Annotated in this window: 27 protein-coding genes and 1 tRNA gene; 14 read left to right on the top strand and 14 right to left on the bottom strand. The window is 54.2% G+C overall.

What is annotated here, in order from left to right; translation table 11 throughout:
• On the top strand, window positions 1-606 hold the full coding sequence (locus NeNHUV3_RS05710; RefSeq protein WP_391483075.1) for a nicotinate-nucleotide adenylyltransferase: 606 nt from the start codon (window positions 1-3) through the stop codon (window positions 604-606).
• On the opposite strand, the gene NeNHUV3_RS05705 is transcribed toward NeNHUV3_RS05710, so the two are convergent.
• On the bottom strand, window positions 603-1409 hold the full coding sequence (locus NeNHUV3_RS05705; protein WP_391483177.1) for a DMT family transporter: 807 nt from the start codon (window positions 1407-1409) through the stop codon (window positions 603-605). The two genes, NeNHUV3_RS05710 and NeNHUV3_RS05705, sit on opposite strands and share 4 nt — an antisense overlap.
• Window positions 1410-1495: 86 nt before the next feature.
• Here NeNHUV3_RS05705 and dacB point away from each other — a divergent pair, with 86 nt between their 5' ends.
• Window positions 1496-2956: a D-alanyl-D-alanine carboxypeptidase/D-alanyl-D-alanine-endopeptidase gene (gene dacB / locus NeNHUV3_RS05700; RefSeq protein WP_391483073.1), complete on the top strand. Its 1461-nt coding sequence runs from the start codon at window positions 1496-1498 to the stop codon at window positions 2954-2956.
• On the opposite strand, the gene NeNHUV3_RS05695 is transcribed toward dacB, so the two are convergent.
• Entirely contained in the window at window positions 2953-3384 is a 432-nt protein-coding gene (locus NeNHUV3_RS05695; RefSeq protein WP_074842091.1) for a tellurite resistance TerB family protein, read from the bottom strand. The two genes, dacB and NeNHUV3_RS05695, sit on opposite strands and share 4 nt — an antisense overlap.
• A gap of 166 nt (window positions 3385-3550) precedes the next feature.
• On the opposite strand from NeNHUV3_RS05695, the gene NeNHUV3_RS05690 reads away from it, so the two are divergent.
• The 3 genes from NeNHUV3_RS05690 to NeNHUV3_RS05680 all read left to right on the top strand — a co-directional run bounded on the left by NeNHUV3_RS05690 (window position 3551) and on the right by NeNHUV3_RS05680 (window position 8133).
• Window positions 3551-5197, top strand: a complete 1647-nt coding sequence (locus NeNHUV3_RS05690; RefSeq protein WP_391483175.1) for a lysine--tRNA ligase — start codon at window positions 3551-3553, stop codon at window positions 5195-5197.
• A 48-nt stretch (window positions 5198-5245) separates the two neighbouring features.
• Complete coding sequence (locus NeNHUV3_RS05685) at window positions 5246-5656, top strand: DUF4864 domain-containing protein (protein WP_391483071.1); 411 nt, start codon at window positions 5246-5248, stop codon at window positions 5654-5656.
• Window positions 5657-5841: 185 nt separating this feature from the next.
• On the top strand, window positions 5842-8133 hold the full coding sequence (locus tag NeNHUV3_RS05680; RefSeq protein ID WP_391483070.1) for a right-handed parallel beta-helix repeat-containing protein: 2292 nt from the start codon (window positions 5842-5844) through the stop codon (window positions 8131-8133).
• Between the two features lie 22 nt (window positions 8134-8155).
• Here the strand turns inward: NeNHUV3_RS05680 and NeNHUV3_RS05675 are convergent, their stop codons facing one another.
• Window positions 8156-8380, bottom strand: coding sequence for a hypothetical protein (locus NeNHUV3_RS05675; RefSeq protein WP_143081960.1), 225 nt, complete (start codon window positions 8378-8380; stop codon window positions 8156-8158).
• An 87-nt stretch (window positions 8381-8467) separates the two neighbouring features.
• Complete coding sequence (gene uvrB, locus NeNHUV3_RS05670; protein WP_391483068.1) at window positions 8468-10681, bottom strand: excinuclease ABC subunit UvrB; 2214 nt, start codon at window positions 10679-10681, stop codon at window positions 8468-8470.
• A gap of 288 nt (window positions 10682-10969) precedes the next feature.
• Between uvrB and NeNHUV3_RS05665 the strand changes: the two genes are divergently transcribed.
• The 8 genes from NeNHUV3_RS05665 (at window position 10970) to NeNHUV3_RS05630 (ending at window position 17448) form a co-directional block, all read left to right on the top strand.
• Window positions 10970-11281, top strand: coding sequence for an ETC complex I subunit (locus tag NeNHUV3_RS05665; RefSeq protein WP_048598967.1), 312 nt, complete (start codon window positions 10970-10972; stop codon window positions 11279-11281).
• A gap of 101 nt (window positions 11282-11382) precedes the next feature.
• Window positions 11383-11459, top strand: a tRNA-Arg gene (locus NeNHUV3_RS05660).
• Window positions 11460-11546: 87 nt separating this feature from the next.
• Complete coding sequence (locus NeNHUV3_RS05655) at window positions 11547-12302, top strand: LamB/YcsF family protein (RefSeq protein WP_391483066.1); 756 nt, start codon at window positions 11547-11549, stop codon at window positions 12300-12302.
• A gap of 3 nt (window positions 12303-12305) precedes the next feature.
• Window positions 12306-12965 (top strand): allophanate hydrolase subunit 1, encoded by a 660-nt coding sequence (locus NeNHUV3_RS05650; protein ID WP_391483064.1) that lies wholly within the window; start codon window positions 12306-12308, stop codon window positions 12963-12965.
• Entirely contained in the window at window positions 12965-13954 is a 990-nt protein-coding gene (locus tag NeNHUV3_RS05645; protein WP_391483063.1) for a biotin-dependent carboxyltransferase family protein, read from the top strand. Before NeNHUV3_RS05650 ends, NeNHUV3_RS05645 begins: the two co-directional genes overlap by 1 nt.
• A 344-nt stretch (window positions 13955-14298) precedes the next feature.
• A complete protein-coding gene (locus NeNHUV3_RS05640; protein ID WP_391483061.1) occupies window positions 14299-15267 on the top strand; it encodes an ABC transporter substrate-binding protein in 969 nt (322 codons plus the stop codon).
• A 105-nt stretch (window positions 15268-15372) separates the two neighbouring features.
• Window positions 15373-16398 (top strand): ABC transporter permease, encoded by a 1026-nt coding sequence (locus NeNHUV3_RS05635; protein ID WP_391483060.1) that lies wholly within the window; start codon window positions 15373-15375, stop codon window positions 16396-16398.
• 15 nt (window positions 16399-16413) lie between these two features.
• The gene (locus NeNHUV3_RS05630) at window positions 16414-17448 is read left to right on the top strand and encodes a betaine/proline/choline family ABC transporter ATP-binding protein (protein ID WP_341247226.1); all 1035 of its coding nucleotides are present in this window, start codon (window positions 16414-16416) and stop codon (window positions 17446-17448) included.
• Between the two features lie 100 nt (window positions 17449-17548).
• Here NeNHUV3_RS05630 and NeNHUV3_RS05625 read toward each other — a convergent pair whose 3' ends face one another.
• The 9 genes from NeNHUV3_RS05625 to fabA form a co-directional block, all read right to left on the bottom strand.
• On the bottom strand, window positions 17549-17857 hold the full coding sequence (locus NeNHUV3_RS05625) for an ArsR/SmtB family transcription factor (protein WP_391483058.1): 309 nt from the start codon (window positions 17855-17857) through the stop codon (window positions 17549-17551).
• A 95-nt stretch (window positions 17858-17952) separates the two neighbouring features.
• Window positions 17953-19188 (bottom strand): TCR/Tet family MFS transporter, encoded by a 1236-nt coding sequence (locus tag NeNHUV3_RS05620; protein WP_391483057.1) that lies wholly within the window; start codon window positions 19186-19188, stop codon window positions 17953-17955.
• Entirely contained in the window at window positions 19185-19976 is a 792-nt protein-coding gene (gene pcaD, locus NeNHUV3_RS05615; RefSeq protein ID WP_391483055.1) for a 3-oxoadipate enol-lactonase, read from the bottom strand. Before pcaD ends, NeNHUV3_RS05620 begins: the two co-directional genes overlap by 4 nt.
• Before the next feature lie 5 nt (window positions 19977-19981).
• Window positions 19982-20944, bottom strand: coding sequence for a threonine/serine dehydratase (locus NeNHUV3_RS05610; RefSeq protein WP_391483174.1), 963 nt, complete (start codon window positions 20942-20944; stop codon window positions 19982-19984).
• A complete protein-coding gene (locus NeNHUV3_RS05605; RefSeq protein WP_391483053.1) occupies window positions 20941-21768 on the bottom strand; it encodes an alpha/beta fold hydrolase in 828 nt (275 codons plus the stop codon). Before NeNHUV3_RS05605 ends, NeNHUV3_RS05610 begins: the two co-directional genes overlap by 4 nt.
• Complete coding sequence (locus tag NeNHUV3_RS05600) at window positions 21768-22433, bottom strand: haloacid dehalogenase type II (RefSeq protein WP_391483052.1); 666 nt, start codon at window positions 22431-22433, stop codon at window positions 21768-21770. The genes NeNHUV3_RS05605 and NeNHUV3_RS05600 overlap by 1 nt, the downstream gene beginning before the upstream one ends.
• Window positions 22434-22517: 84 nt before the next feature.
• Window positions 22518-23306 (bottom strand): enoyl-ACP reductase, encoded by a 789-nt coding sequence (locus NeNHUV3_RS05595; RefSeq protein ID WP_048599356.1) that lies wholly within the window; start codon window positions 23304-23306, stop codon window positions 22518-22520.
• A 132-nt stretch (window positions 23307-23438) separates the two neighbouring features.
• Window positions 23439-24668, bottom strand: coding sequence for a beta-ketoacyl-ACP synthase I (fabB, locus tag NeNHUV3_RS05590; protein ID WP_391483050.1), 1230 nt, complete (start codon window positions 24666-24668; stop codon window positions 23439-23441).
• Window positions 24669-24844: 176 nt separating this feature from the next.
• A complete protein-coding gene (fabA, locus tag NeNHUV3_RS05585; RefSeq protein ID WP_391483173.1) occupies window positions 24845-25354 on the bottom strand; it encodes a bifunctional 3-hydroxydecanoyl-ACP dehydratase/trans-2-decenoyl-ACP isomerase in 510 nt (169 codons plus the stop codon).
• Window positions 25355-25539: 185 nt separating this feature from the next.
• Here fabA and irr point away from each other — a divergent pair, with 185 nt between their 5' ends.
• On the top strand, window positions 25540-25965 hold the full coding sequence (gene irr, locus NeNHUV3_RS05580) for a Fur family transcriptional regulator Irr (RefSeq protein WP_391483048.1): 426 nt from the start codon (window positions 25540-25542) through the stop codon (window positions 25963-25965).
• Window positions 25966-25977: 12 nt separating this feature from the next.
• Here irr and NeNHUV3_RS05575 read toward each other — a convergent pair whose 3' ends face one another.
• Entirely contained in the window at window positions 25978-26847 is an 870-nt protein-coding gene (locus tag NeNHUV3_RS05575) for a hypothetical protein (RefSeq protein ID WP_391483046.1), read from the bottom strand.
• Between the last annotated feature and the right edge of the window lie 23 nt (window positions 26848-26870).

The raw sequence follows: 26870 nt of genomic DNA, 5'->3' as shown, positions 1-26870 counted from the left end.
ATGACACGGAAGCTTCCATATGCGCGGCAGGGCCAAGTTGTTGGTTTGTTGGGCGGATCGTTTGATCCCGCACACGCAGGGCACGTGCACATCACCAAAGAGGCGTTGAAACGCTTTGGGCTGGACCGTGTTTGGTGGCTGGTCTCAGTTGGTAATCCGCTGAAAGAGCACGGGCCCGCACCGCTTGAACGGCGTTTGAAGGCGGCCCGCCAAGTTATGTGCGATCCGCGCGTTGAGGTGACAGATATCGAAGCCCATCTTGGCACCAGATATACCGCGCAAACCCTTGATGCGCTGCGTTTGCGGTATCCTGGGGTGCGGTTTGTTTGGTTGATGGGGGCCGATAATTTGGCCCAGTTCCATCATTGGCAAGACTGGCGAGGTATTTTGGTGACCACACCTGTTGGGGTGCTGGCGCGTCCGGGTGATCGTATATCGGCGCGCACGTCACCGGCGGCCAAGATCTATGATTTCGCACGGTTGAAAGGCAGGCAAAGCCAGCTTTTGGGCCGCTCTGATGCGCCTGCATGGTCGTTTGTGAATATACCGATGCTGTCTGTTTCGAGTAGCGAAATCAGAAAACGTGGCGAGTGGCAGCGCGATTAGCGACGCAAAGTTGCCGCACCGACACCTGCGCCGATGATCAGCACTAAACCGCAAAGCGTCAGGGTATCGGGCAAAGTGCCGAACACCGTCCATCCCAAAACGGTTGCCGCGATCAGCTGAAAATATACCAGTGGGGCCAGCCGCGTGCTGTCGGCCATTGCATAGGCAAAAAGCAGCAAAAAGTTCCCCGACATGGACCCAACAGCAGATGCAGTGGCCAGACCCACAATGGGCAGGCTCAGCGGTGGCCAGAAAACTGCGGCGACAGGGAGCATGATAATTGCGGGGATCAGGAGTTGGCTCAGCAGAAGTGTGCGTGCAGGTGCGACGCCTATCAGCCATTTGGACGCGGTCAGGAAACTTCCGTAAAAACATCCCGCAAGGACCGCGAACCCGAGGCCCGGTGAATAGTCAAAGCCTGGTTTGACCACCAACAGGACGCCACAAAACCCAAGCAGCAATAGAGCCGTTTGCGCCCATGTGATTTTTTCTTTGAGCAGCCACGCCGATAGGGTGAACGACAGCAGCGGACCGATGAAGAACGCAGCAAACACATTGGCGATGTCCTCTGTGCGCAGGGCTGTTAGAATGCATGAAATACCGCCAGCCAACAGAAGAGCACGGAAAACTACCTTAGGGTTGCGCAGGACACCCCATGTCCCGCGCGGCATAAACGGCGCTGCAATCAACGCGCCAAGGGCAAAGCGGCTCCATGCGATCCAGAGCGGGTGCACTTCGTAGTTATTTGACAGAAGCTTACCGGCCGTGTCCCCTGCAGGGATCAGCGACATGGCGAGGAACATTAAAAGAGTGGCGCGTAACATAAGGCAGGTGGTTACGCCGCAGATTGTGAGTTGTCACGCGCCAACTGCTGGGCTTTAGTCGGGGCATGACGCGTGTGTATTCCCGACGGTTCTTGCTGGCCGGTCTTCTTGCAACAACGGCGACGGCGGCCGGTGCTACTGCGCCAACGATGTCAGCGCGCCCAATTGCGAGGCCTGATGATTTTGCCCGCAAAGTTGACCCCACTGCCAAAGATCTCGTGGGCCAAGCAGGCCTTAGTGGCGTCACAGGATTTGCGGTTGCCGACGCGACAAGCGGGGTAAGTATTGAGCAATTTCAAGCAGATGAAGCGCTACCGCCTGCGTCAGTGGCAAAGATGCTGACAGCGCTTTACGGGCTTGACCGACTTGGGGCTGGGTTCCGATTTAACACGCGGCTTGTTAGCGACGCTGCGATTGAGGACGGCACGTTGCGAGGTGATCTGTGGCTGGTGGGCGGCGGTGATCCGACGTTGAATACCGATGATCTTGGCCGCATGGTTGCCGATCTTCACAGTAGCGGTGTGCGCAGGATTGATGGCAGCTTTTACGTTCAAAACAGCGCGCTACCGGCTATTCTGTTTATTGACCGCGATCAGCCTGATTATTTGGGATATAACCCAACAATCGGTGGCGTGAACCTGAACTTCAATCGTGTGCATTTCGAATGGCGACGCGGCGCGGATGGATATCGTACCACCATGGATGCCCGCGCAAAACGTCATGCTCCTGCGGTAGAGATGGCAACGATGCGCATCGTTTCGCGTGACTTTCCTGTTTACGGATACGCTCTTGAAAAGGGGCGTGATGCTTGGACGGTCAGCCGGTCTGCACTTGGTGGGGGTGGCGCGCGGTGGTTGCCGGTTCGCCAACCCGCGCTTTATGCAGCTGATGTTTTTGGTCAACTTGCCCGCGCCAAGGGAATTTCGCTTCCCACCGGTCAGGTGACTGATCGCCCTGCAAAGGGGCGTATTCTGGTCCAGCATGCAAGTGTGCCACTTTCCGAGATGTGCCGCGATATGCTTAAGTTTTCTACCAACTTGACGGCTGAAGTTATTGGTTTGCAGGCCTCTGGTGCAAAGACACTTCGAAGTTCTGCTTCGGCTATGAATGAATGGGCCAAGGAGCGTTTTGGCGTTGATGCACAACTGGTTGATCACTCAGGGCTTGGTGATCGAAGTCGGGTCAGCGCGTCTGATTTGGTGCAGATTTTAGTCGCGACCGCAAACGGCCCCATCGGGCCCCTGATAAAGCCGATCAAGCTGCGCGATGCGAACGGCAAAGTCGTTGACGGGCAAGGCATCGAAGTGACGGCCAAAACTGGCACGTTAAACTTTGTCAGCACATTGGCGGGCTACATCACCACCCCGCAAGGTGCAAAGCGGGCCTTTGCGATTGTCTCTGCAGATCTGGGTGCGCGCGGTAAAATCAAAAAGTCAGACAGAGAAAGGCCCCGTGGTGCATCCGGTTGGAACAGGCGCGCAAAGTCAATGCAGCAGCGCCTGCTGCACCGCTGGGGGCGGGCTTAAAGCGCGGTCGGCAGGGTCATGTGACGCGCGCGTGCGCCGCGCTCAATTGCGGCGGCGTGCAATCGGTCAAGTTCAAGTTCGTACCGAATTTCTTCAAGCATGCGCAGTTCGGGCGATGCAATTGATCCGTCAGCGGCTGCGACGTCGCATGATAATGCGTAAGCCGTTTCGTACAGGGTTTGAGGCAATGCGTCGCGGATCAAGCCAAAGAGCGCGTCCAGCCCGTCTTCTTGATCGAACAAGTCAAAAACGGTGCGCCCGATTGTTTGAAGGCGTTCTGGATCATATCCCGAAAAGACGGGTAAGTTGTTCACAATATTGGTGATTTTCACGAGTTCAGCCGTGCGAATATCTTCATCGCTCGCGGAAACGGCGATCATCAGTGCGGCAAGGCTGTCTTGGGCCGTTAGGGGGGCTTGTGCGTTCACGAGGGGTGTTCCTTTTGGACTGCTCTGCCCTTGGTTTATTGACGGCTGGCCGCCCTCGCAATAGGGAGTGCGCATGGTGCGCGGGGTTGTGCCACCGCGCGGCTAATCTGCGCGCCCTCGCTGCGTCCAATTACGTACACCGATGATCAAAACCGGAGATACCCAGATGAGCCTTTCGCGCGACGAAGCCCAACAGTCCAAAGCATGGCCTTTTGAAGAAGCGCGTCGGGTGCTAAAACGGCTTAAGGGTAAAGACCCAGAGAAGGGTTATGTATTGTTCCAAACGGGATACGGCCCGTCGGGGCTGCCGCATCTCGGGACTTTTGGTGAGGTTGCGCGTACGACCATGGTGCGTCGCGCTTTTGAAGTTTTGTGCGATATTCCGACGAAGCTGATTTGTTTCTCCGACGATATGGACGGGTTCCGTAAAGTGCCGACCAACGTTCCGATGCAAGAAGAGCTGTTGCAGGACCTCAACCTGCCGCTGACTAAAGTGCGCGATCCGTTTGGGTGCCATGAAGGTTTTGCGCAGCACAACAATGCGCGTCTGTGTGATTTTCTGGACGGATTCGGGTTTGAGTATGAGTTTGCCTCATCAACTGACTACTACACTGGCGGGAAGTTCGATGAAGCGCTAATGACGGCCCTAGAGCGCTTTGATAAAATCCAAGAGATCATGTTGCCGACACTTGGTGAAGAACGCCGCGCCACATATTCGTGTTTTCTGCCCGTAAGCCCGAAAACAGGCCACGTGCTTCAGGTGCCAACGCTTGAACGGAATGTGGCGAAAGGCACGATCGTTTATGAAGAGCCTGATGGCGAGCGTATCGAAGTGCCCGTCACCGGCGGTAACGTGAAAATGCAATGGAAACCCGATTGGGCGATGCGTTGGGCTGCCCTTGGGGTGGATTATGAAATGTCTGGCAAAGACCTGATCGACAGCGTTGTCCAATCGGGTAAAATTTGTCGCGCCCTTGGTGCGCCAGCACCCGAAAGCCTGTCGTATGAGTTGTTTAATGATGAACTTGGTCAGAAAATCTCGAAATCAAAAGGCAATGGCCTTTCGATGGAAGAGTGGCTGACCTATGCGGCGCCCGAAAGCCTGTCGTATTTTATGTATCAGAAGCCAAAGACGGCTAAACGCCTCTATTTTGATGTGATTCCCAAAATGGTGGATGAGTATCATCAACAATTGCGCGGTTATGAGGACCAAGATGCCAAGCAAAAGCTGGCGAATCCGATTTTCCACATCCATGGTGAGACTGCGCCTAAGTCTGACATGGTTGTGCCGTTCTCAATGTTGTTGAACCTTGCGGCTGTGGCCAATGCCGAGGGTAAAGAGCAATTGTGGGGCTTTATTCAGCGCTATGCGCCTGAAGCGTCCGCGGAAACCCATCCCGATTTGGATGCGGCGGCAGGCTATGCGGTTGCGTACTACAACGACTTTGTGAAGCCCGAGAAAACCTACCGCGCACCAACAGATCAAGAACGTGCGGCTTTGGCGGATATGGCAGCGGCGCTGCGTGATCCCGCGTTGGCACGTCACATGATTGAGACGAAAAACGCAGCAATGGGCAAAGATGATCCAGTGGCTGAGTTGGATTACTCCAGTGCCGAGGACCTGCAATCAATTGTCTTTGCTGTTGGTAAGAACCACGGGTTTGAGCCGCTTCGTGATTGGTTTGGCGCGATTTATGAAGTGCTTCTTGGGGCTACTCAGGGGCCACGCTTTGGTGGATTTATCGCGCTCTACGGCGTTGATGAAACGGCAAATTTGATCGACGAAGCCCTGGACGGTGCGTTGATTAATTGACCTAGCGCTCCTCTGACTTAGCTTTTGGTACAGTCAGAGGAGGTCCACATGGTTCGTATTTTAGTCGGTCTGGTCTTTTGTGTGTGGGCGGGGCTTGCCGTAGCGCAAGATACGCCAACGCGTGATATTCAAAATACCATTTCAAATCAGATGGATGCCTTTCGCGACGGTAATGTGGACGGCGCGTGGACGTTTGCGGCTCCGAATATTCGCCGAATGTTTGGGCAAGACCCCAATGCATTCGGGCGGATGGTTGAGCGTGGCTACCCTATGGTTTGGAACAACGATCAGGTTGGGTTCGGTGAATTGCGAGTGCTGAATGGCCATGTTTGGCAACAAGTCCGCGTGACAGATGCGGCCGGTGGTCAGCATGTCCTTGATTATATGATGCTGCAAACGGAAGCGGGTTGGAAAATTGCTGCCGTGCAGGTGTTGGAAGCCCCGGACGTGGGCGTTTAGGTGTTGCGCGCGTCACTATTGGCGCGTTCGCTTGCCTAAGGTGTGCTTAACGAACGGACGCTAGGTTGGTCACATAGAGCAGACTAACTCGCCCGCGCTGACATTATGAGACCGCAGAAACGGACGTCCCGTTTGTGCGGTTTTTTTCATGTCTGACGCCAAGGTTCCACGAAAGGATATCGTTCATGAATATGGCAATTACTGACCGCTTTAGCTTGTCTCCGGCACCGTTCTCGCAAGGCTTGGGCCAGTGGTCCCGTGAAGATGGGACTTTTGGAACAGAAACCTACGCCAGCTACAGCAGTGCTGTGGTCGTGCCATCTGATCCTGATTTTGGCAGTTGCCTTCAGCTGACAAAAAACCAAGGCGGCACCCAACGATTGCGGTTCACGGGCCAAACCGCACTTGCCACGGGTTGCTACTACAAAGTGAGCGCGCGCATCAAAGCGGTAAGCGGCAGTCGGCCATCTGTGCAGATTGCGGGCTCTGTCTTTGATGCCTCGGATGATGCTTTGACTGGGGTGCAACTGGCTGGGGCAGCGCTGACGTTGCAAACCTACGGAAACGTGATTGAGGTGTCTGCTATCGTGGGGCAGGGCAGTCGTCCCGGGGTGGATATGGCGTGGGGAATGAACGCTGAATATGCGCATATCGGCCTAGATTTGACGGGGCCAGTCGGTGGCGTAATCCGCATTGATGACCTTAAGATCGAAGATGTGACGCCGCTTTTCTTTAGCCAAACATTTGATGTTTTGGACGTGCGGGATTTCGGTGCAATTGGGGACGGTGTGGCTGATGATGCTGATGCGATTGAGGCGGCTGATGCAGCAGCGCAGGGGCGTACTGTTTTGGTGACGGACGGCGTTTTCTGGATGGGCCGCGATGTGACGATCAACAGCAAGATCCGTTTTGAAGGCCAGATCACCCAATTGCCTGAGCACCGTTTTGTTCTTAGGCGCTCTTTCGATCTGCCGACTTATGCCGATGCGTTTGGCGACGAAGTTGTGGGTTTCAAAAAGGGGTTTCAGGCCCTGCTTAACGGGGCAGATCATGAGGTTTTTGACCTGTGTGGCCGGCAGGTTCAATTGACTGAACCGCTTGATATGGCCGCTTTGGTGCCTAATCGTGCGCGGTTTGAGGTCCGGCGCGTCATTGCAAACGGTATGTTTGAAGCCCGTGATAGCACAGCCTGGGCCGATGATGTGGTGACAGCAAGTGCCAGCTATGACCCGAACGATCCGTATAAACTGCGCAATGTGGTGAACGCCGCGTCTATCAAGGTGGGGTCGTTGGTAAGTGGAAACGGGGTTGGCCGTGAGGTTTATGTGGCGTCCGTGAACCCCAGTGCAAACACGTTGACCCTATGCCAACCGCTGTTCGGAGCTGCGGCAAGCCAGATTTATACGTTCACGCGTTTCAAATATATGCTTGATTTTAGTGGTTTTGAAAAACTATCGAAAATGGTTTTGAACAACATCCAACTACAGTGTTCAGGCCGTGCAAGTGGCATCATGTTGGCGCCCGATGGTGTTGTGTTCGAAGTGCTTGATTGCTTGATCAACAAACCCAAAAGCCGCGGGATCACGTCTGTTGATCGCGGCTGTCAGGGGATGATTGTTGACCGTTGTCAGTTTCTGTCGAACGAGCAGTCGCTTCAGGTTGAAGACCGTGTGACAACTGCGCTGAACGTCAATTCGAATGATCCCAAGCTGCGCAACAACCGCGTCGTGTTGTTTGAGCATTTCGCGGTTTTGTCTGGCGCAGGCAATTTGGTGACGGGCAATCATTGGTTTCATGGGGATGCTGGTTCAAACGGTATCCGCAAGGCTGGCCTGATTTTCACGCAACCGAATTGTATGAGTGCTGTTACGGGTAACTATATCGACAATAACTATATTGAGATGACCAACGAGCACGAGGCCTTTCCGGATTTTGCCAACCAGTTCTCGTTTGGTGGGCTGACAATTTCCGGCAATTTTTTCATATCGCTCAACTCGCGATCTGACTTTTCATGGCTGGTTGTGTCCCCTTATGGTGCGGGGCATTTTATCCAAGGATTGTCGGTTCAAGGTAATGTTTTCAAGGCGGTAAACGGCAATGTCGAACGTGCCGACCGGGTTGATACAAGCCGCGCTGATCTGGCTAAAGGGCGGTATCGAAATATCGTTTTTGATGGCAACACGTTCAACAATGTTGGCACAGTTACGATCAATCCTGTTGTGATAAATCATGACCAAAACACCGATGCTGCAACGTGGAACGTATCTGCATCAGGGCGGTTACCCTTTGATGGGTGGGCCCGTGCAGTTCAGTCGGTGCAGCCCGTTGAGCAAACAAAATCTGGTAGCACAGACGTGTTCATTCAACCTTGGGCGCAAGTTGAACAAGGCGCGGATAAATCTGAAGTACGACTAAAGTGGGGTCAGTCCACTAGGGGGCGGGCTAATGTGACGATGCGGTGCGACACGCCTGTCTAGCATTGGTTCTTGGCTGCGTTCGCTAGTTAGCGTGGCCAAGTTTTGTCACCTCAAGACGGAGTTCCTGCAGCGCAATTTCTGTCTGCACAAGTTTCACCGTCACAGGCCCTGTCATCTCACGCGGATGATCGAACAGATCACGGCGCAGGGTGCGCAAATCACGCTCCATCCGGTCGATGTGCGACAGGGTGATGCTGGTTGGCGTTTGCCAATCCGTCGAGGGGCTAAAGGTGCGGTGCATACTCATGCAAGCTTGCTACGACAGCATGTCTTAACGCTCAGTTACGCAGCGGTGAAAAACCCGCTGCGTATGTTCGTTTTGTCAAAAGGCGATCTAGCGCCGTTTGCTGCGCTTTGTTCCGCCCCGTTGCCCGGCACGTCCTGCGGTTGAGCGGCCCGATGCTTTTTGCGCATCATCAACTGCTTTCTCAACAACTGCTTGGCGGGCCAGAGGATCGTCGGACACCACCAAATCTACAGTCTCAAGACGCTTCACCTCGTCACGCAGGCGGGCGGCTTCTTCAAACTCAAGGTTTTCGGCGGCTTTGCGCATGTCTTCGCGCAGCCCATCAAGATGTGCCGCAAGATTATCACCGGCCATCGGTTTTTCGATGGTCGCTGTCACGCGGTTCATATCCACGTCGCCTTTGTAGAGACCGGCCAGCACGTCTTCGACGTTTTTCTTCACTGTTTCAGGTGTGATGCCGTGTTCTTCATTATACGCAATTTGCTTGGTGCGGCGGCGTTCGGTTTCGCCCATGGCGCGCTCCATGCTGCCGGTAACTTTATCCGCGTACATGATCACGCGGCCTTCGGCGTTTCGCGCCGCGCGGCCGATGGTCTGCACCAATGACGTCTCCGAGCGCAAAAAGCCCTCTTTGTCCGCATCAAGAATTGCCACAAGCCCACATTCGGGAATGTCGAGACCCTCACGCAGCAGGTTGATCCCCACCAGTACATCAAATGCCCCAAGGCGCAGGTCGCGCAAAATCTCAATCCGTTCAATCGTATCGATGTCTGAGTGCATGTAGCGTACGCGAATCCCTTGTTCGTGCAGATACTCCGTCAGGTCCTCGGCCATGCGCTTGGTCAATGTCGTGGCCAGCACCCGCATGCCATCCGCTGCAACGCGGCGGATTTCATCCAAAAGGTCATCCACCTGTGTCTCAACGGGGCGAATTTCGATGACGGGGTCCAAAAGGCCTGTGGGGCGGATGACTTGTTCTGTGAATACGCCGCCTGCTTGTTCGATTTCCCAAGCGGCTGGAGTAGCTGACACAAAGACAGACTGGGGCCGCATCGCATCCCATTCCTCAAATTTGAGGGGGCGGTTGTCCATGCAAGACGGAAGGCGGAAGCCGTGCTCGGCCAGCGTCATTTTGCGTCTGAAGTCACCTTTGTACATGCCGCCGATTTGCGGCACAGAGACATGGGACTCGTCAGCGAAAACAATGGCGTTGTCTGGGATGAATTCAAACAGTGTGGGGGGCGGCTCGCCCGGTGCGCGGCCTGTCAGATAGCGTGAATAGTTCTCGATCCCGTTGCAAACCCCAGTGGCTTCCAGCATCTCAAGATCGAAATTCGTGCGCTGTTCAAGGCGCTGCGCTTCAAGCAATTTGCCATCTGCCACCAACTGATCAAGCCGAACCCGCAGTTCCTTTTTGATGCCCGTAATCGCTTGTTGCATCGTAGGTTTTGGGGTGACGTAGTGACTGTTGGCGTAGATGCGGATTTTGTCGAACGTGTCTGTTTTCTCACCAGTCAGGGGGTCGAATTCAGTAATGGTTTCCAATTCTTCGCCGAAGAAAGACAGCCGCCACGCACGATCATCAAGGTGGGCAGGGAAGACTTCAAGGCTATCTCCGCGCACGCGAAACGTGCCACGCTGAAACGCCGCGTCGTTACGTTTGTATTGTTGGGCGACCAGATCGGCGATGACCTGACGCTGATCGTACATTTTGCCCACGTGGATATCTTGGGTCATGGCCCCATAAGTTTCGACCGAACCGATGCCGTAAATACACGACACGGACGCCACGATAATAACGTCATCACGTTCCAAAAGCGCACGGGTTGCAGAGTGGCGCATACGGTCAATTTGCTCGTTAATCTGGCTCTCTTTTTCGATGTAAGTATCAGAGCGCGCTACATAGGCTTCCGGTTGATAGTAGTCATAATAGCTGACGAAATACTCGACTGCGTTATCGGGGAAAAAGCCTTTGAACTCCCCATAAAGTTGGGCGGCCAGCGTTTTGTTAGGCGCAAGGATGATCGCGGGGCGTCCCGTTTGCTCAATCACTTTTGCCATAGTGAATGTTTTGCCGGTGCCTGTTGCGCCAAGCAGCACCTGATCGCGGTCGCCGTTCAGCACACCAGTCGACAGTTCTTTGATGGCCGTGGGTTGGTCGCCCGCGGGTTCAAACTCGGTGTTGAGCTTGAACGAAATGCCGCCCTCCAGCTTGTCACGGGTTTTCACGTCTGGCGCGGGATTTGCCAAAACGGGCGCTGTCGGGCGTGGTGGCTGGCTATCTGAATGGGCGTAAGACATGAGCGATTCCCTTTGGTCAGCATACAATGTGACGCCTTCTACCGTGGGTTCAAGGGAGCCGCTGGATGTTGATCAAACAAATAGCTCGCTTAAATGCGAAAATTGGAATATGATAAAGGTAGGCGCTGGAGTGTAGCCTGGACTGAGCGGTTCATTCCCCTATCTCCCACGGTCGTTTCAGAGTTTTCGCTTCAGCGTCAAACCTTAGTTCAAACCGATGTATGCCAGATATTGCATTTACCCGCAGAGTTATGGATATAGGCATCAGCCAACGTCTGAGGGTTCACCATGCGCGCACGTATTTATAAGCCAGCCAAAACTGCCATGTCTTCGGGCACAGCAAAAACGCGTAAATGGGTGCTGGAATTTGCTGCAGCCTCGTCGCGCGATGTGGATCCGTTGATGGGCTGGACCTCATCTGATGATACCCAAAGCCAAGTGAAGCTGACGTTCGACAGCAAAGAAGATGCGGTCGATTATGCGCGCGACAACGGTATTGAGGCAGTTGTGCAAGAGCCTAAAACGCGCCGCCCTAACGTGCGTGCTGCTGGCTACTCCGAGAATTTCGCTGTAAACCGCCGAGGCGCTTGGACGCACTAGGGTTACCTGCCGTTTCTGGTGTTCGGAACTTACGTGAGTATAAACAAACGCACACCACCCTTGCGCAGCTTGCACCCAAAGCGCTATGCCAACACCCAAGCGGTCCCTTAGCTCAACTGGATAGAGCAGCTGACTTCTAATCAGCAGGTTGAGGGTTCGAGTCCTTCAGGGATCGCCAGTGTTTTTTTCCCACCTCTTGTACCCTGCACGGTAAATGTCTTTGATGGCCTTAAAATTTTGCCACCTCACTCAAGGACGCTGTCTCATGACAAAGTATATTGATCTCAATTCTGATCTTGGTGAGGGCTATGGCCCTTGGCGGATGGGCGATGATGCGCGGATATTGGGGTTGGTAAGCAGTGCGAATGTGGCCTGTGGTGGGCACGCGAGCGATCCCGACACGATGCACGCCACACTTGGTGAAGCGGCGTCAAACGAGGTTTGTGTTGGCGCGCATCCCGGGTATGCGGACCCACTTGGCTTTGGGCGCCGTGTTATTCCTATGGCGGCTGCGCAGATCTCTCATATGGTTGCAGCACAAATTGGGGCGTTGAGCGGGGTCGCGCAATTGACCTCAGCGCGTGTCGCGTACGTTAAGCCGCACGGTGCTCTTGCCAATTTGGCTGCGCGGGATGCGGAGGTTTCGAATGCCATTCTTGATGGGGTTGGCGCACTGCCTGTTTTAGCGATTTCTGGGACTGTGCTTGAACAACAAGCCAAGGCGCGGGGTCATCAGGTTTACTCGGAAATATTTGCCGACCGCGCGTATCAGGCCAACGGCGAGTTGGTGCCGCGCAGCGAAGAAGGTGCGGTGATACATGATCCTGTTTTCGCGGCTGACCGGTTGATTGCGTTCTTGGAAAGCGGTGAAATGCCGGTGCTCGGTGGTGGATCTATTGCTCTTGAGGCGCACTCAATTTGCGTGCACGGCGACACGCTAGAAGCCGTTGAGATGGCCTCGCAAATACGAAAGCGTTTGACGGCGCAGGGCGTCGAAATTCGCTCGTTTATCCAAGGCTAAGTAATGATGAAAGCAACGTCAGTTGGTGAAGGGGCGGTGCTCTTTCAGCTTGGGGAGGTCGCAGACGAGCGGACCCATGCAGCGATTTGCGCTTTGGCTGAGGCAATCGCGGCGGCAGATATCAACGGCGTGGTCGAGGTCGTGCCCGCATTGATTAATTTGTTGGTGGCGTTTGATCCTATTCAAACAGATCACGGCGCGGTCACGGCGGCTGTTCAGGCGTTAAAGCCAGATGCTGCCGCCAGCAGAACGCCTCAGGTCCACCGTGTGCCCGTGTGTTACGATCCGGAATTGTGCCCTGATTTACTGGAAGTGGCGAGACTGACAAACCAGAGTGTTGAGGCTGTTATCGCAGCACATTTGGGGTCTGAAATGCGGGTTGAGATGTATGGGTTTTCACCAGGATATGCCTATTTGCGCGGTCTGCCGCAAAGCATTCACTTGCCGCGAAAACCCGCTGCGGTACGCGATATTCCAAAAGGCAGCATTATCATTTCTGGCGCGCAGTCTTTGATCACGACACTGACAATGCCGACGGGATGGTGGGTCATTGGGCGTTCTGGGTTCGACGTGATTGAAAGCGATGCGCCCGATCCATTTGTGTTCAAGGTCGGGGACCGTGTGGTCTATGAGCGGATCAGCCGCGCGGAGCTGGGTGTGTAATGGCGGTGGCTGTTTTGAAAGTGGTCGCGGCTGGCCCATTGATCACGGTCCAAGACGCAGGTCGCTTTGGCCATATGCGCTACGGGGTTCCAGCGTCTGGGCCTATGGACCGGTTGGCGTTTGCTGCGGCGCAGGTGATGATTGCTAATCGTGCTGCCGCTGCAGCGATTGAAGTGACGTTGGGCGGGCTCGTGCTTGAATGTGTTGAGGGCGAGGTCAGCTATGCTCAAGCAGGTGGTGGTTTTGCAGGGGGCTGGCACGTGGCAACGCTGCGTGCAGGTGATCGGTTGCGCGTTCAGGCGGGCACATGGGGGAGTTGGTGTTATCTGGCTTTTGCAGGTGATCTGGCGCGACCCAAGTGGTTGGACAGTTTTGCGACCCACGCGATTTCAGGGCTTGGTGGCGGTGCCGTTCGCACAGGCGATGTGCTGCGCGTCGAAAACGCGGAGGTGCGTAGCGCCCGTGAGGGCAGCTATGACGCCCCTCCACAGCCTAATCAAACCGCGCCTGTTTTGGTGACGCCAAGTCCACAGGGCCGTCATTTTGCGGATGACGCGGCGGAGGTGTTTTTGGGCAGTACGTATAAACTGACGGATGCGTTTGACCGGATGGGGGTTCGCTTGGATGGGCCTTCGGTTGTGTTGGATGAGGCGCTGGGCATCCCGTCTGAGCCGATCGTGCGTGGCTCTGTTCAAGTGGCGGGCGACGGTGTGCCGACTGTTTTGTTGGCAGATCATCAAACAACGGGAGGCTATCCCAAGATTGCGACTGTTTTGTCGTGCGAGACTGATCGGTTTGCTCAAATGCGGTCAGGTGCACAGGTTTCGTTTCAAGCAGTTACGCCGGAGGCGGCAGTTGCCTATGCCCGAACTGTTGCAGAAGCACGCGTGTCGTTTTTGGACGCTTGCGCAGCGCCGCGGGCCAGTTTGGATGAGAAGCTAATGCAAATGAATTTGATCAGTGGTGCTGTGGCCGGATCAGAAAATTAACCGCGTGAGTTAGTAAATTTCAGGCTGAGAAATTTTGTATGAGAGTAAAAAACTGCAAGTTCATGGGGAATTTTTGGGATTTTAGCGATGAGTAAGTCGCTAATGCGCACCCGATTGACCTGTGGATGACCGTTGAAATGCAATTCACAGGTCTGAATGTGTAGTAAATGGGCGGATCACTGTCGGTTTTGGCAGTGCAGATGCGCAAAAACGACATTTTTGACGTTTTTTGACCGAATCCCCCTTGTAGCTCAGGTCTCGTTGTTAAAGGCTAAGGGCAACGGCGCGCGTGAAGGGAAACTTCACTTAAAACGAACGTGCTGAAGTTCAAACGGGAGACTGAAATGAAAAAGACATTACTTGGCGTTGTTGCCGCGACTTCGATGGGCCTCATGGGGACCACAGCGATGGCAGACTGCGGTGATGTATCCATTACCGAGATGGATTGGGCGTCTTCGGCGGTTGTGACATCTGTATCAAAATTCCTGATGGAGCAGGGTTACGGTTGTAACGTGACTGTTGTGCCGTCCTCGACTGTGCCTGCGCTGACATCTGTTGCTGAAACCGGCGAGCCGGACATCGTTACTGAAACTTGGGTCAATTCAACACCTGTTTACGAAGAGCTTGTCTCATCGGGTAAGTTGGTCGAAGTTGCAGATGTTCTGTCAGACGGCGGCGTTGAAGGCTGGTGGATCCCGCAGTACCTTGCGGATGCGCACCCAGAGCTGCTGACCCTTGAAGGCGTTATGGCAAACCCTGAGTTGGTCGGTGCGCGCTTCCACGACTGTCCATCGGGTTGGGCGTGCGATGTCATCAACAACAACAACATCAAAGCGGTCAACCTTGAGGGTAGCGGTATTGAGCGCTTCCAGCACGGTTCAGGTGAAACGCTTGCTACTGCGATTGCTGCTGCATATTCCGAGCAAGAGCCATGGTTTGGTTACTACTGGGCGCCGACATCTGTGCTTGGCAAATACCCGATGGTCCGCGTTGATGTAGGTGCGCATGATCCAGAAGCGCACGCGTGTAACGGCACACCGGATTGCGCGACACCAACACTGTCAGCATACCCGACAGCTAAAGTGAAAACTGCCGTTTCCGGCGCGCTGACTGAGCGTGAGCCAGAGATTGTAGAATTGATGAGCAACGTAAGCTTCACGAACGCGCAGATGGGTGAAGTTTTGGCGTGGCAAGCGGACAATAACGCAAGCTACGACGAAGCCGCAGTTTACTTCCTGACGAACAACAAAGACGTCTGGAGCAACTGGCTGAACGCGGAAGCAAAAGAAAAGCTTTCCGCACTGCTTCAGTAAGCGTTAAGGTCGACACAGCAGCGCCCGCCGATTTGCGCGGGCGTTGCTATTTTAAGGATCCGCTCTTTTTGAGAGCAAGAGGTCTGCAACAGGGAACGGGAAAACATGGCATTTTATGATTGGGTCTTTGACGGGCTCGGGCTCCGGGAATGGTGCAACAGCGATACAAGCGCTGCACCGCTATCGATGGCAGATTTGCTGGCGCAAGCCGGCAATGACGAAGGCGGCGAGGGGGTTCCTTTCCCGTCTCTCGATGCGTTGAACGAAAGCTGCGGCACGGTCAGCCAGACACGCGACCTGACAGCGGGCATCGAAGAAGCATTTTTGGCGGCGAAATCATCACTGAAGCTGGTGCTTGATCCGATCACACAACCGCTGTCTTGGGCCCTTGATGGGGCGCTTTGGCTGTTTCAGGCTGTGCCGTGGTTCGTGATGATCCCGTTGTTGGTCCTTTTGACATGGTACGTTGCGCGATCCTTTGCGGTGACAGTGTTTGTCGCACTTTCCTTCTTGTTTCTTGGCTTCATTGATCACCTTGACGTGGCGATGCAGACCTTGGCGATTATTTTTGTCTGTACGGGGCTGTCGGTCATACTTGGCGTGCCTATTGGCATTGCGATGTCGAAATCCGACACGATGCAGCGGGCGTCTATTCCGGTGCTTGATTTGCTGCAAACCTTGCCATCGTTCGTTTATCTAATCCCGCTGATCTTCTTGTTCTCGGTCACCGAGTCCAAACTGTACGGTATTGCGATCATCCTCTATGCGATCGTGCCGATCATTCGTTTGACCGATTTGGGCATTCGCCTTGTGGACAAAGACGTGATCGAAGCTGCCGACGCGTTTGGCATGACCAACCGTCAGAAACTTATCAAAGTACAACTTCCATTGGCGTTGCCCAACATTATGGCTGGGGTGAACCAGACCATTATGATGAGCCTTGCGATGGTTGTTATTGCGTCACTTGTGTCTGCACCTGGCCTTGGTGTGCTTGTGCTGCGCGGTATCCGTAACCTTGAATTGGGTGTGGGTATTGTTGCGGGTATCGGCATCGTGCTGTTGGCGGTTATCCTTGATCGCACCTCAAAAGCTGCCCTGTCCCGCGTGGACATGGGTCGCAACCAAAACTGATCCGGAGCAGGACACATGACACAAGAACCAAAAGTCCGCCTGCGCGGAGTGTACAAAATTTTCGGCTCTGAGCCGGAAGCAATGATGCCCCACGTTCATGGCGGCATGGGTAAAGAAGAGTTGCTGGCCGAGCACAAACACGTTCTTGGCCTGCAAGATATCAACGTTGATATGCAGGCCGGTGAAATCACGGTTGTGATGGGTTTGTCCGGCTCGGGTAAATCTACGCTGATCCGTCACCTAAACCGTTTGATTGAACCAACTGCGGGCGAAATCTTGATCGACGGCGATGACGTGATGAAGCAGTCGGAAAGCGGTCTGCGCGCCCTTCGCCAAGAGCGGATGTCTATGGTGTTTCAGAAGTTTGCTCTTCTGCCGCACCGGACTGTTTTGCAGAACGCTGCTATGTCACTCAACGTGCGCGGTATGGATGTTGAGACCCAAGAAAAAGAGGCGGCCAAGTGGTTGGACCGTGTGGGTTTGGGCGGCTATGAGAACCGCTATCCATCACAGCTTTCTGGTGGGATGCAGCAGCGTGTGGGGATCGCCCGTGCGTTGACTGCGAACACGGATATCATGTTGATGGATGAGGCATTCTCTGCTCTTGATCCACTGATCCGCACGGATATGCAGAACCTGCTGTTGGAGCTTCAAGCAGAATTGCAAAAGACCATCATCTTTATCACGCACGATCTAGATGAAGCGCTTAAACTTGCTGATCACTTGGTGATCCTGAAAGACGGCGCAGTCGTGCAGCAGGGTGAGCCGCAGGGTATTCTGCTTAACCCAGCTGACCCCTACATTGAGGACTTTGTCTCGGATATTAACCGCGCGCGTGTGTTGCGGGTGAAATCTGTGATGGGCGCATTGTCTGCCAAGAAGTTCTCAGGCGATGTACAGCTGACGGACAACCTTGAAAGTCTGATCGCGTTGTCTGAGGGGGATACGTCCAATATTTACCGTGTTCTCGATGGTGAGACGCCCGTAGGTCAGCTGGATATGCGGGACCTTGTCAAAGCGCTGGTGCCCCGGATTTCATCGGCCGCGTAAACTCTGTGTGCAGATAGACAAAAACAACAGCCGCGCAGGGGAGACCCTTCGCGGCTTTTTTTATTTTTTTGAATAGAGGAAGTGGTTTAGCGAAGTCGGATTAGGCGCCGTGTTGAAGCACACAATTAATGGCATCAATCGCGCGATTGTCCGACAGCGAGTAATAGATTGCTTTACCTGAACGCCGCGTCCGGACCATGCCTTCGGCGCGTAAACGGCCCAATTGCTGGCTGACAGCAGATTGACGGATACCAAGCAACTCTTCGAGATCTCCGACAGATTTCTCACCGTTTGCCAAATGACACATGATCATCAATCGTCCAGCATGCCCGAGCGTTTTGAGATATTGCGCAGTATCTTCTGCCAGTGGGGCAGTGCGTTGCGCGATGCTGATGGTTTCGTCTCTCAAAGTGTAAATCCTTAATTACATAGTAACTGTAATCTAAAGTTTACACTAATGGCAATGGGAAACTTCCGTAGCGGTACTCTGCGCTGTTTTCCGCTTTACGACTGACCGCGCCTCCAGCCCAAAAAGACAAAGAAACACAACACCATTAGGGCTGCGGACAGTGCAAATGCGGCCCCCGGCAGATAAATACCAACGTCATCTGTGAAGTGATAAAAGAGCCACGTTAAGACCAGCGGTGCCAAGATCATTGCCAAGGACTTGGCCGAAGCTATGACGCCTTGCAGCTCTCCTTGCTGATCTGCGCCTGCCGCGCGGCTCATCAACCCTTGAAGTGCGGGTGTCACAACGGCACCAAAGGCGGTCACGGGAGTGAAGGCCAGCACCAGCCATCCCAGACTGACGCTTGATAGGAACACAAACGCCAGCCCGTTGAAGACAAAGCCGTAGATGATTGTATTTACCTCGCCAAATTTTGGGATGACCCAGCGGATCAGAAATCCTTGGACGATGACCATCGAAATCCCGAACGATGCCAGTGACACGCCCACCATTGAGGGCGCCCATCCAAACCGTTCTTGGGTGAAATAAGCCCATGTGGCGGGGTAGACGATGAAGGCAAACTCATAAACGAAAAAGAGTGTGAGTAGCGCTGTGACCCCCTTCAGTTTGCTAATCTGCAATAGCGCTCCAAGCGGGTTGGCGCGTCGCCAATCAAGGGGGCGGCGTATCGCATCCGTCACAGTTTCGGGCAATACAAAATAGCCCAGAACAAGGTTCATCGCAGCAAGACTTGCGGCGGCATAAAACGGCGCGCGGGTTCCGAACTCAGCCAACAGTCCGCCTATTGCGGGGCCCAACACAAAGCCGATACCAAAAGCGGCGCCGATCAGCCCAAAGTTGGCAGATTTTTTCTCTGGCGCGGAAATGTCGGCAATGAATGCGGCCGCTGTGGATTGGGTCGCGGCGGTAATCCCACCCACAACGCGGGTTAAAAACAGCAACCAAATGGTGCCAGAAAGCGCCATCACCAAATAGTCCACTGCCATGACGAAAAGTGAGATTAATAGAACCGGCCTTCGGCCAAAACGGTCGGACAGTGATCCCAAAACGGGCCCAAAAACAAACTGCATCACAGCAAAAGTTGTGGCCAAAATACCGCCCCAAATCGCGGCTGTTCCCAAAGTGCCACCACTTACTTCGCGGATGAGATCGGGCATTACTGGCAAGATCAAGCCAATCCCCATCGCGTCAAGCGTTAGCGTGATCAATATGAAAACAAAGGGTAGGCGTGTGCTTTTGATTGGCTGCTGCGCAGTTTCGGAGATGTTCATATGTGGCCTATGTCTTTTAGAAACTGCGTGATCACTTCTGCATAGGCTTTGGGCGCTTCAACGCAAGGTAAATGACCGACACGTCGCATCAGGTGAAATTTCGACCCAGGAATGACATCAAGCGTTTCGCGGACCAAGTCCGGTGGAGTTACTTGATCTTCCGAACCGGCGATCCCCAAAGTTGGCAATCGTAATGCGCTTGTTGGTGTGTAGAAATCCGTGCCCTTGATCGCATGACAGCAGCCAAGGTAGCCCTCTAAAGGGGTCGACAAAAGCATCTGGCGAAAATTGCGGGTCTGATTGAACATCGCGTAATCGCGGCTGAACCATTTCTGCAAAATACTGTCAGCGGAATTGCTTAGCCCGTGCGCGCGATACGCATCAATCTGGTCTTGCCAGTGGTCAGCATTTCCAATTTTTGCTGCCGTGTTGGACAGGATCAGCCCGCGTACAAGATCAAGCCGCTTGACTGCAAGCCCTTGTGCAATCATCCCGCCGATAGACGTTCCAAGCACCACTGCATCCTGCACACGTAGATGACCCAAAGCCGCTTCAATGTCGCTGATTAACTGGCCCATTGAGTAGGGGGCATCGGGTGCGCTTGAGCGGCCATGCCCGCGAATATCGCATCTGATTATTCGCAAGTTAGGGGGTAAATATGGCAACAATCCATCCCAGATGCCCATATGTGTTCCAAGCCCGTGCAGCAGCACTAATGGCGCGCCTTCACCTTCTGATTTGCAGAAGATTTGCTGCCCCTGTGGGCGATCGATGATGTGTTCACTCACAGATGTCAGTCCAGCGTTTCAAGCGCGCGCGCAAACATTGGTGCGTCCACATTGCCGCCGCTGGCAGTGGCAATAATGGTATCTCCCAGACCCTTATTGTGAAAAAGCGCTGCTGCTAATGCGATCGCACCGCCTGGCTCCAGAACGACTTTTAGGTGGGTAAATGCCAATGCCATTGTTCGTAGGCACGTTTCATCACTTACAGTAATGCCGCTGTGCAGCAGGCGGCTCATGATGGGAAAAGTCATTTCGCCCGGACTGGGGCTGATGATGGCGTCACAAATACTGCCGGTGGTGGACGGGTTGCTCAGTCTCTTGCCCGCTGCAAGCGAACGGATCACATCGTCAAAGCCAACCGGCTCAACGGGACGGACACGCATTTTTGGTGCGTCAGCCTCAAGCGCGAGGGCGATGCCACTCACGAACCCGCCGCCGCCGCAGCAAACCAGAACATCTGCTTCATCAATGCTGGCCTCTTTTGCTTGCGCAGCAATTTCCAGCCCGCATGTACCTTGGCCTGCTATGACATCGGCGTTATCAAATGGCTTGATCAGAGTAAGTTTACGCTGCGCAGCAATTTGCGCACCAATTTGATCCCGATCTTCAGATTCACGATTGTAAACAATAACTTCTGCGCCAAGCGCCTTGGTATTATTGATCTTAGTGAGCGGTGCATCCGAGGGCATGATAATCACTGCAGGTAGCCCAAAATGCTGCGCAGCATTTGCAACACCTTGGGCGTGGTTCCCACTTGAATATGCAAGCACACCTTTGGTGTCTTGTGGCAGCGCACTTATGGCCGCCCAGCCACCACGAAATTTGAATGACCCCGTGTGCTGCAGGTTCTCAGCTTTCAAAAATAGGCGCTTGCCCGCAATTTTGTCGAGGGCCGGTGAATTGAGCAGTGGCGTACGGCGCACGTGCCCTTCAAGTCTTTTGTCCGCTGCGCGAATTTCATCAATGTTCATAAACAATCCAACCATTTGTTCAGGGTCTGCACTGCCGCTGGTTCGTCCAAAAATGGCACATGACCGCGGTCTTTGATGATGGCGTGCATCATATCGGGGCGTTTGGCCAGCATCTTGTCGAGGGTGGCTTGAGTAAACAGGTCTGAGTTTTCGCCCTTAATTGTGCAAATTGGTAAACCTGCCAGCGCATCAAATAGGGGCCACATGTCTGGAAGGGGTGTATCAGGGGGCGGCAAAATGGTTTCCGACAGGCGCGGGTCATAGTTGATTTTCAAGCCATCTGGAGTTTGGCGATAATGCGTGTGCACTTCTTCGTGCCAACGGCTGGCTGGTACATTCGCAAAGCCCACCATCAACTGCGCACGCATGTTGGCCGCCTCAGAGTAGGTTTGTGCAGCAGGATTGCGCCCCACATACGCACGGATTGCATCCATGCCAGTTTGGGAAATCTCGGGCCCGATATCATTAAGCGCGACACCGGTGAGGCGGTTTTTGTGCGTCGCGGCAAGCGCCATGGCGATTAGCCCGCCGCGTGATGTTCCCAGGATTGCGGTGGAGTTCACCCCCAGATAATCCAGCAGGTCCAACGCGTCTTGGGCTTCGTGAGCGATTGAATATGTGGCAGGGTCGGCCCAATCTGATTTGCCCCGCCCGCGGTAGTCCATCGTTATGATCCGCACATCGCCGCGTTGGCGCAAATGGGGGATGACATACTGAAAATCGTCACCATTACGGGTCAGCCCAGACAAGAGCAAAAGGGGCGTGCCGCTGCCCTCGTCAGTATAATAAAGGTTGGTGCGGTCAGCTGCTGCGAAAATTGGCACTAGAGATACTCGGCAATTTTGGTCAGGTCCCGCTCGATAATTTTTGGCACCCCGTAGAGCCGGTCTACAGGGTCACCGGCTCGGTTCACCCAGACGGTGCGCCAGCCGTAGTGCGCCGCACCTGCCGCGTCCCAGCCGTTGGATGACATAAACAGCACCTCATCTTTTGGCGCCGTTACCAAGTCATAAACACGCGTGTCGGGTTTGAAGACGCCGATGTCATCGATGCTCCAGACATTTGTAAACGCATGGCTTAGCCCAGCGGACCCGATCGCAGCATTCAACATGTCGTGGGTGCCGTTGGACAAAATGCTGCAAGATATACCGCGCTCTGATAGATCGCGCAGCACAGTTGCAACTTCATCGTAGGCATCAAGGTGGCGGTAAAGGTCCAGCAATCTTTGGCGCAGATTTGCGTCAGAAATTCCCTGTGCCTCAAGGGCCCAATCAAGCGCGTCTTGAGTGATTTGCCAGAAATCAGCGTGTTCTTTGGCGATTGTGCGCAGCCAAGTGTAGTTCAGCTGTTTGGCGCGCCAGTCTGCCGCAATTTGTTGCCAGCACTCAGCTATTGCGTGGTTTTCTGGCTGTGATGCTGCTCGGCGCGCGGCCGAGGCTACATCAAACAACGTGCCGTAAGCATCGAATACACAGGTGGTGATGGGCATTGCCTTGGCTCCTTCAACGTACAAAGCCAGAGTGCCCATCCGCCCGCCAGCGTCAAGCGTGTCTGTGACGCGCTAGGTCGTGTGCTAGAGGTTTTCGGATTGCGGCATACCAAGAACGTGGTAGCCGCCATCCACACGGATGATCTCGCCGGTTGTGCACGCGCCTGCATCCGACGCCAGATACACTGCTGTGCCGCCCACGGCCTCTAGGGTTGCGTTTGAGCGCAGTGGTGCGTTTGTCTCGGTCTGTCGGAAGGTCTTGCGCGCGCCGCCAATCGCGGCACCTGCTAAAGTTTTCATCGGGCCGGGGCTGATTGCGTTTACGCGAATGCCGTCCGGGCCAAGGTCATTGGCAAGATAGCGCGTTGCACTTTCAAGTGCCGCTTTGGCAACGCCCATCACGTTATAGAAAGGTGTGACGCGGTTGCTGCCTTGGTACGTCAGGGTCAGTACTGTGCCCCCGTTTGGCATCAACAAAGACGCGCGTTTTGCGCAATCAATCAGAGAATAACAGCTGATCGCCATGGAGTTCTTGAAGTTGTCCCGTGAGGTGTCCGAGATGCGGCCCGTCAGCTCATTTTTGTCGGAATACGCAATGGCGTGCACCAAAAAGTCGATTGTGCCCCACTTGTCTTTGAGCGTCTCAAACGCTGCATCCATTGAGGCGTCATCGGTGACGTCCACATCGACCATAATGTCCGAACCAACGCTTTCAGCCAGTGGCGCCAGACGCTTGCCGAAAGCTTCGCCTTGGTAAGAGAATGCCAATTCGGCGCCTGCGCGGTGCATTTCGCGGGCAATGCCCCAAGCGATTGAGCGCTCATTCGCGACACCCATGATCAGGCCGCGTTTACCTTGCAATGAATTGGTCATTTTTCTTCCTCATATACTTACGAACTAAGTGACCCGTTTGGGCGCTTAGGTCAAGTTGACGCAGGGTTTTATGAGGAAGGGTTCGATGTGCGAGCAGCAGTTGAAGCACCCGCACATCTGGTTCGTAGGGGGTTAGTCTTGGAACTTGCTCAACAGCATTGAGCCGTTAGTCCCGCCAAAGCCGAACGAGTTTGTCATGACCGTATCAAGGCCAGCGTTGTCAACGCGCGCGGTTGCAATCTCTGCAGGGTCGAGCGCCGGATCAAGTGTTTCGACGTTGATTGATGGCGCGATAAAGTCGTCTTTCAGCATCAACAGGCAGTAGATCGCTTCTTGTGCGCCAGTTGCCCCTTGTGAGTGGCCGGTCATTGATTTGGTCGAGCTGATCACAGGTGTGCTGCCTTGTCCGAAAACGCGGCGCACTGCTTCTACTTCACCAACGTCACCGACAGGTGTCGATGTGCCGTGGGCATTGATGTAGCTGATTTTGCGGCCTTGCGGCAAAGTTTGCAGCGCCAAACGCATTGCCCGTTCGCCGCCCTCACCAGATGGCGCAACCATGTCAGCACCGTCGGATGTTGCACCAAGGCCTGTGACTTCTGCATAGATCTTCGCGCCGCGCGCTTTGGCGTGCTCAAGATCTTCAAGCACCACAATCGCGCCGCCCCCAGCAATGACAAACCCGTCACGGTCCGCATCAAACGCCCGTGAGGCTTTTTCGGGCGTGTCGTTATATTTCGATGACATCGCACCCATCGCATCAAAGAGGCACGACAGGGTCCAATCAAGTTCTTCGCCGCCGCCTGCAAACATGACGTCTTGCTTGCCCATCATGATTTGCTCGGCTGCGTTACCGATACAGTGCAGGGAAGTGGAACATGCAGAGGTGATTGAGTAGTTGATACCCTTAATTTGGAACGCGGTTGCCAAATTCGCACTGATTGTCGACCCCATACATTTTGGCACCGCAAATGGTCCAATACGTTTGGTAGCTCCACTTTTCAAAACAGTCTGATGTGCTGCAAGCATGGATGACGTTGAAGGGCCGCCAGAACCTGCAACCAAACCGGTGCGCGGGTTCACAACGTCTTTTTCTTCAAGGCCTGAATCGGCGATCGCTTGGCTCATGGCGATGTGGGCGTATGCCGCGCCGGGGCCCATGAAACGCATGGCGCGTTTGTCGATATGTTCCTTGGGGTCAATTTTCAGGGTGCCGGCGACTTGGCTGCGAAACCCGTGCTCGGCCATTTCCTCAGACGCAACAATTCCGCTTTTACCGGCTTTCAAAGCGGTAGTGACTTCCTCGGCTGAATTTCCGATGGGCGATACAATTCCCAGTCCTGTGACGACAACGCGGCGCATGAGCAGCTCCCTTTATTGGCTTTATGGATATGTATGGGAGAGCCGCTGGCGGGGCAAGAGGGGCGCTGACCAACAGCGGTATCGAAGCGTACGGGTCAACGAAAAGTGCCGCTGTCTTTATGAAGCAGCGGCACTTTTATTTGTCTCAACTGTTTTGGGTGAACCCCGTGTGATCCTTAGCTTTCGCTTAGGGCCACTTTCATGTCTTTGACTTGGTAAATCACTTCGCCGTCTGCCTCCACGATGCCGTCCGCAACGCCCATGGTCAGGCGGCGGGTTTGGATCGCCTTGGTGAAGTCAATTTTGTAGGTCAGCAATTTGCGGTCAGGGCGCACCATGCCGGTCAGCTTCACTTCGCCAACGCCAAGCGCATATCCGCGCCCCTGCCAGCCGCGCCAGCCAAGGTTAAAGCCCGTTAACTGCCACAGGCCGTCAAGGCCCAGACAGCCGGGCATGATGGGGTTGCCGGGAAAGTGACAATCGAAAAACCACAGATCAGGGGTGATATCGAACTCTGCGGTGATGTGGCCTTTGCCGTGCGCGCCGCCGTCTGCAGATACGTCCGTGATCCGGTCCATCATCAGCATGGGTGAGGCTGGGAGTTGTGCATTGCCTTCGCCAAATAGCTCCCCACGGGCGCATTTTAGCAGATCATCTTTGTCGAAGCTGGTGGGGAATTGGGACATGTTTTTCTCTTTCGTCACATTGCGTGGCTTGCTCATGTCATCTCTATCATTGCCGTAAAGTCAGGTGCAACCGTCTGGAATCCTATGGGTAAAGAGCTGAGCAAATGCCCATAAAGAAAAGCCATCTTTACGCATTCTTGCCTTTGCAGTTGAAAACGGCTCGCAAAATAGCATATATCAACGACATGAGTACTGAGACGCTTCTCCCAACCCAACGTGGCACTGACTGGCTGACAGCCGTTGGTGTGCGCCCAACGAAACAACGCGTTTCATTGGCGACATTGCTTGTGGGCGATGGGCAGAACCGCCACGTAACGGCCGAAGGGCTTTATGAGGCTGCGTCAAAATCGGGCGAGGGTGTTTCTCTTGCGACGGTTTACAACACTCTGGCCGCGTTTTGTGATGCGGGCCTGATGCGTGAGATTACAGTTGATGGGGCGAAAAGTTATTTCGACACCAACATGTCAGATCACCCGCATTTTTACTGGGAAGACACCGCGTCTTTGACGGATGCGCCAGCGGATCAGCTGGAAATTGCCAAACTGCCGGACTTGCCCGAAGGGGCTGAGATTGCGTCAGTTGATGTCGTCATCCGTCTGCGCCGCACTTAATTACCTGTTAAATTAGCACCACTGACCCGGCTCCATTAGTCCGAGGTCCAAAAGCTGTTGTGAGTGCCATTCAAACTGCACCGAATTACGCCACTGAAACGTTGAGATATCAAAAGACGAACCGGGGTTCCGTTTTAGCGCCTTTGCTGTGCGAAAAGAGGCCACCACCGCAGTGATGTTGTTGTGCCAAGGGCAGGCATACGTGTTGTATTCTTCATCGTTCAATGTGTGATCTGTCCACAGCTCAAGTCCTGACTTGGCACGAAACAGGCTGATCCGGTCAATCTTGCGGCGCTGCTCAGGGATGTGTTCCTCGAACCGCCACCGTACTCCGCCAAAGAAATCAAGCTGCCTTTCTTTCGGCTCCCAATTGGCGTCGGGGTCTTTGCGGGCCAGTGCGTAATAGCCTGATTTATCAAGGTGCGCGCGCTCAACGGAAACCGCATTAGGATACGCGTTCAGATCGTCTGCATAGAGGTCAATCACATATGTCAGCATCGCATCGCGGCGTTCTTCGGCGTGAAACTGTAGCATTTCCTTGACGCTACGGGTCTCGCAGAACGGGTAAAACAAGTATTCAGCGTTATGACAGTAATAGACCCATTGCCCGTTTGCGGCACCGATGACCCGGTTTACGTGCGCGCAAACCGCCGCTGGTTCAATCGGGTCATAGGCAATGCGGTGCACCACCTTTTCATGGGTGGGATCGATGGTGATGTCATCCACCGCAAAGACCAAAACGGTGCCAAACCCAAGACCAAGATGATGTTTGATCGTGTTGTTCACCTCAACGCTGTCTTCCACAAAGATCAGCGCGATCGGCCCTTGGCGCAACACATCTGCGCCTGAGGCGATGAAATCATCTAACGTATTGTGCCGCATAAGCTGTGAAATCCGTCAATAGT

It is taken from the genome of Nereida sp. NH-UV-3 (genome assembly GCF_042939535.1).
Lineage (GTDB): Bacteria > Pseudomonadota > Alphaproteobacteria > Rhodobacterales > Rhodobacteraceae > Nereida > Nereida ignava.
The sequence above is the reverse complement of the archived record's forward strand: the minus strand, read 5'-3'. Positions and strand labels throughout refer to the sequence as shown.

Bases quoted from the DNA above. Each gene is read 5' to 3' on its own strand.
- dacB (WP_391483073.1), top strand. From the start codon at position 1,496: ATGACGCGTGTGTATTCCCGACGGTTCTTGCTGGCCGGTCTTCTTGCA.
- NeNHUV3_RS05575 (WP_391483046.1), bottom strand. From the start codon at position 26,847: ATGCGGCACAATACGTTAGATGATTTCATCGCCTCAGGCGCAGATGTG.
- NeNHUV3_RS05710 (WP_391483075.1), top strand. From the start codon at position 1: ATGACACGGAAGCTTCCATATGCGCGGCAGGGCCAAGTTGTTGGTTTG.
- NeNHUV3_RS05620 (WP_391483057.1), bottom strand. From the start codon at position 19,188: ATGAACATCTCCGAAACTGCGCAGCAGCCAATCAAAAGCACACGCCTA.
- NeNHUV3_RS05610 (WP_391483174.1), bottom strand. From the start codon at position 20,944: ATGAACATTGATGAAATTCGCGCAGCGGACAAAAGACTTGAAGGGCAC.
- NeNHUV3_RS05635 (WP_391483060.1), top strand. From the start codon at position 15,373: ATGGCATTTTATGATTGGGTCTTTGACGGGCTCGGGCTCCGGGAATGG.
- NeNHUV3_RS05680 (WP_391483070.1), top strand. From the start codon at position 5,842: ATGAATATGGCAATTACTGACCGCTTTAGCTTGTCTCCGGCACCGTTC.
- NeNHUV3_RS05690 (WP_391483175.1), top strand. From the start codon at position 3,551: ATGAGCCTTTCGCGCGACGAAGCCCAACAGTCCAAAGCATGGCCTTTT.
- NeNHUV3_RS05645 (WP_391483063.1), top strand. From the start codon at position 12,965: ATGGCGGTGGCTGTTTTGAAAGTGGTCGCGGCTGGCCCATTGATCACG.
- NeNHUV3_RS05705 (WP_391483177.1), bottom strand. From the start codon at position 1,409: ATGTTCCTCGCCATGTCGCTGATCCCTGCAGGGGACACGGCCGGTAAG.
- NeNHUV3_RS05685 (WP_391483071.1), top strand. From the start codon at position 5,246: ATGGTTCGTATTTTAGTCGGTCTGGTCTTTTGTGTGTGGGCGGGGCTT.
- irr (WP_391483048.1), top strand. From the start codon at position 25,540: ATGAGTACTGAGACGCTTCTCCCAACCCAACGTGGCACTGACTGGCTG.
- fabA (WP_391483173.1), bottom strand. From the start codon at position 25,354: ATGTCCCAATTCCCCACCAGCTTCGACAAAGATGATCTGCTAAAATGC.
- NeNHUV3_RS05600 (WP_391483052.1), bottom strand. From the start codon at position 22,433: ATGCCCATCACCACCTGTGTATTCGATGCTTACGGCACGTTGTTTGAT.
- NeNHUV3_RS05665 (WP_048598967.1), top strand. From the start codon at position 10,970: ATGCGCGCACGTATTTATAAGCCAGCCAAAACTGCCATGTCTTCGGGC.
- fabB (WP_391483050.1), bottom strand. From the start codon at position 24,668: ATGCGCCGCGTTGTCGTCACAGGACTGGGAATTGTATCGCCCATCGGA.
- NeNHUV3_RS05655 (WP_391483066.1), top strand. From the start codon at position 11,547: ATGACAAAGTATATTGATCTCAATTCTGATCTTGGTGAGGGCTATGGC.
- NeNHUV3_RS05630 (WP_341247226.1), top strand. From the start codon at position 16,414: ATGACACAAGAACCAAAAGTCCGCCTGCGCGGAGTGTACAAAATTTTC.
- NeNHUV3_RS05640 (WP_391483061.1), top strand. From the start codon at position 14,299: ATGAAAAAGACATTACTTGGCGTTGTTGCCGCGACTTCGATGGGCCTC.
- NeNHUV3_RS05595 (WP_048599356.1), bottom strand. From the start codon at position 23,306: ATGACCAATTCATTGCAAGGTAAACGCGGCCTGATCATGGGTGTCGCG.
- NeNHUV3_RS05675 (WP_143081960.1), bottom strand. From the start codon at position 8,380: ATGAGTATGCACCGCACCTTTAGCCCCTCGACGGATTGGCAAACGCCA.
- uvrB (WP_391483068.1), bottom strand. From the start codon at position 10,681: ATGTCTTACGCCCATTCAGATAGCCAGCCACCACGCCCGACAGCGCCC.
- NeNHUV3_RS05650 (WP_391483064.1), top strand. From the start codon at position 12,306: ATGATGAAAGCAACGTCAGTTGGTGAAGGGGCGGTGCTCTTTCAGCTT.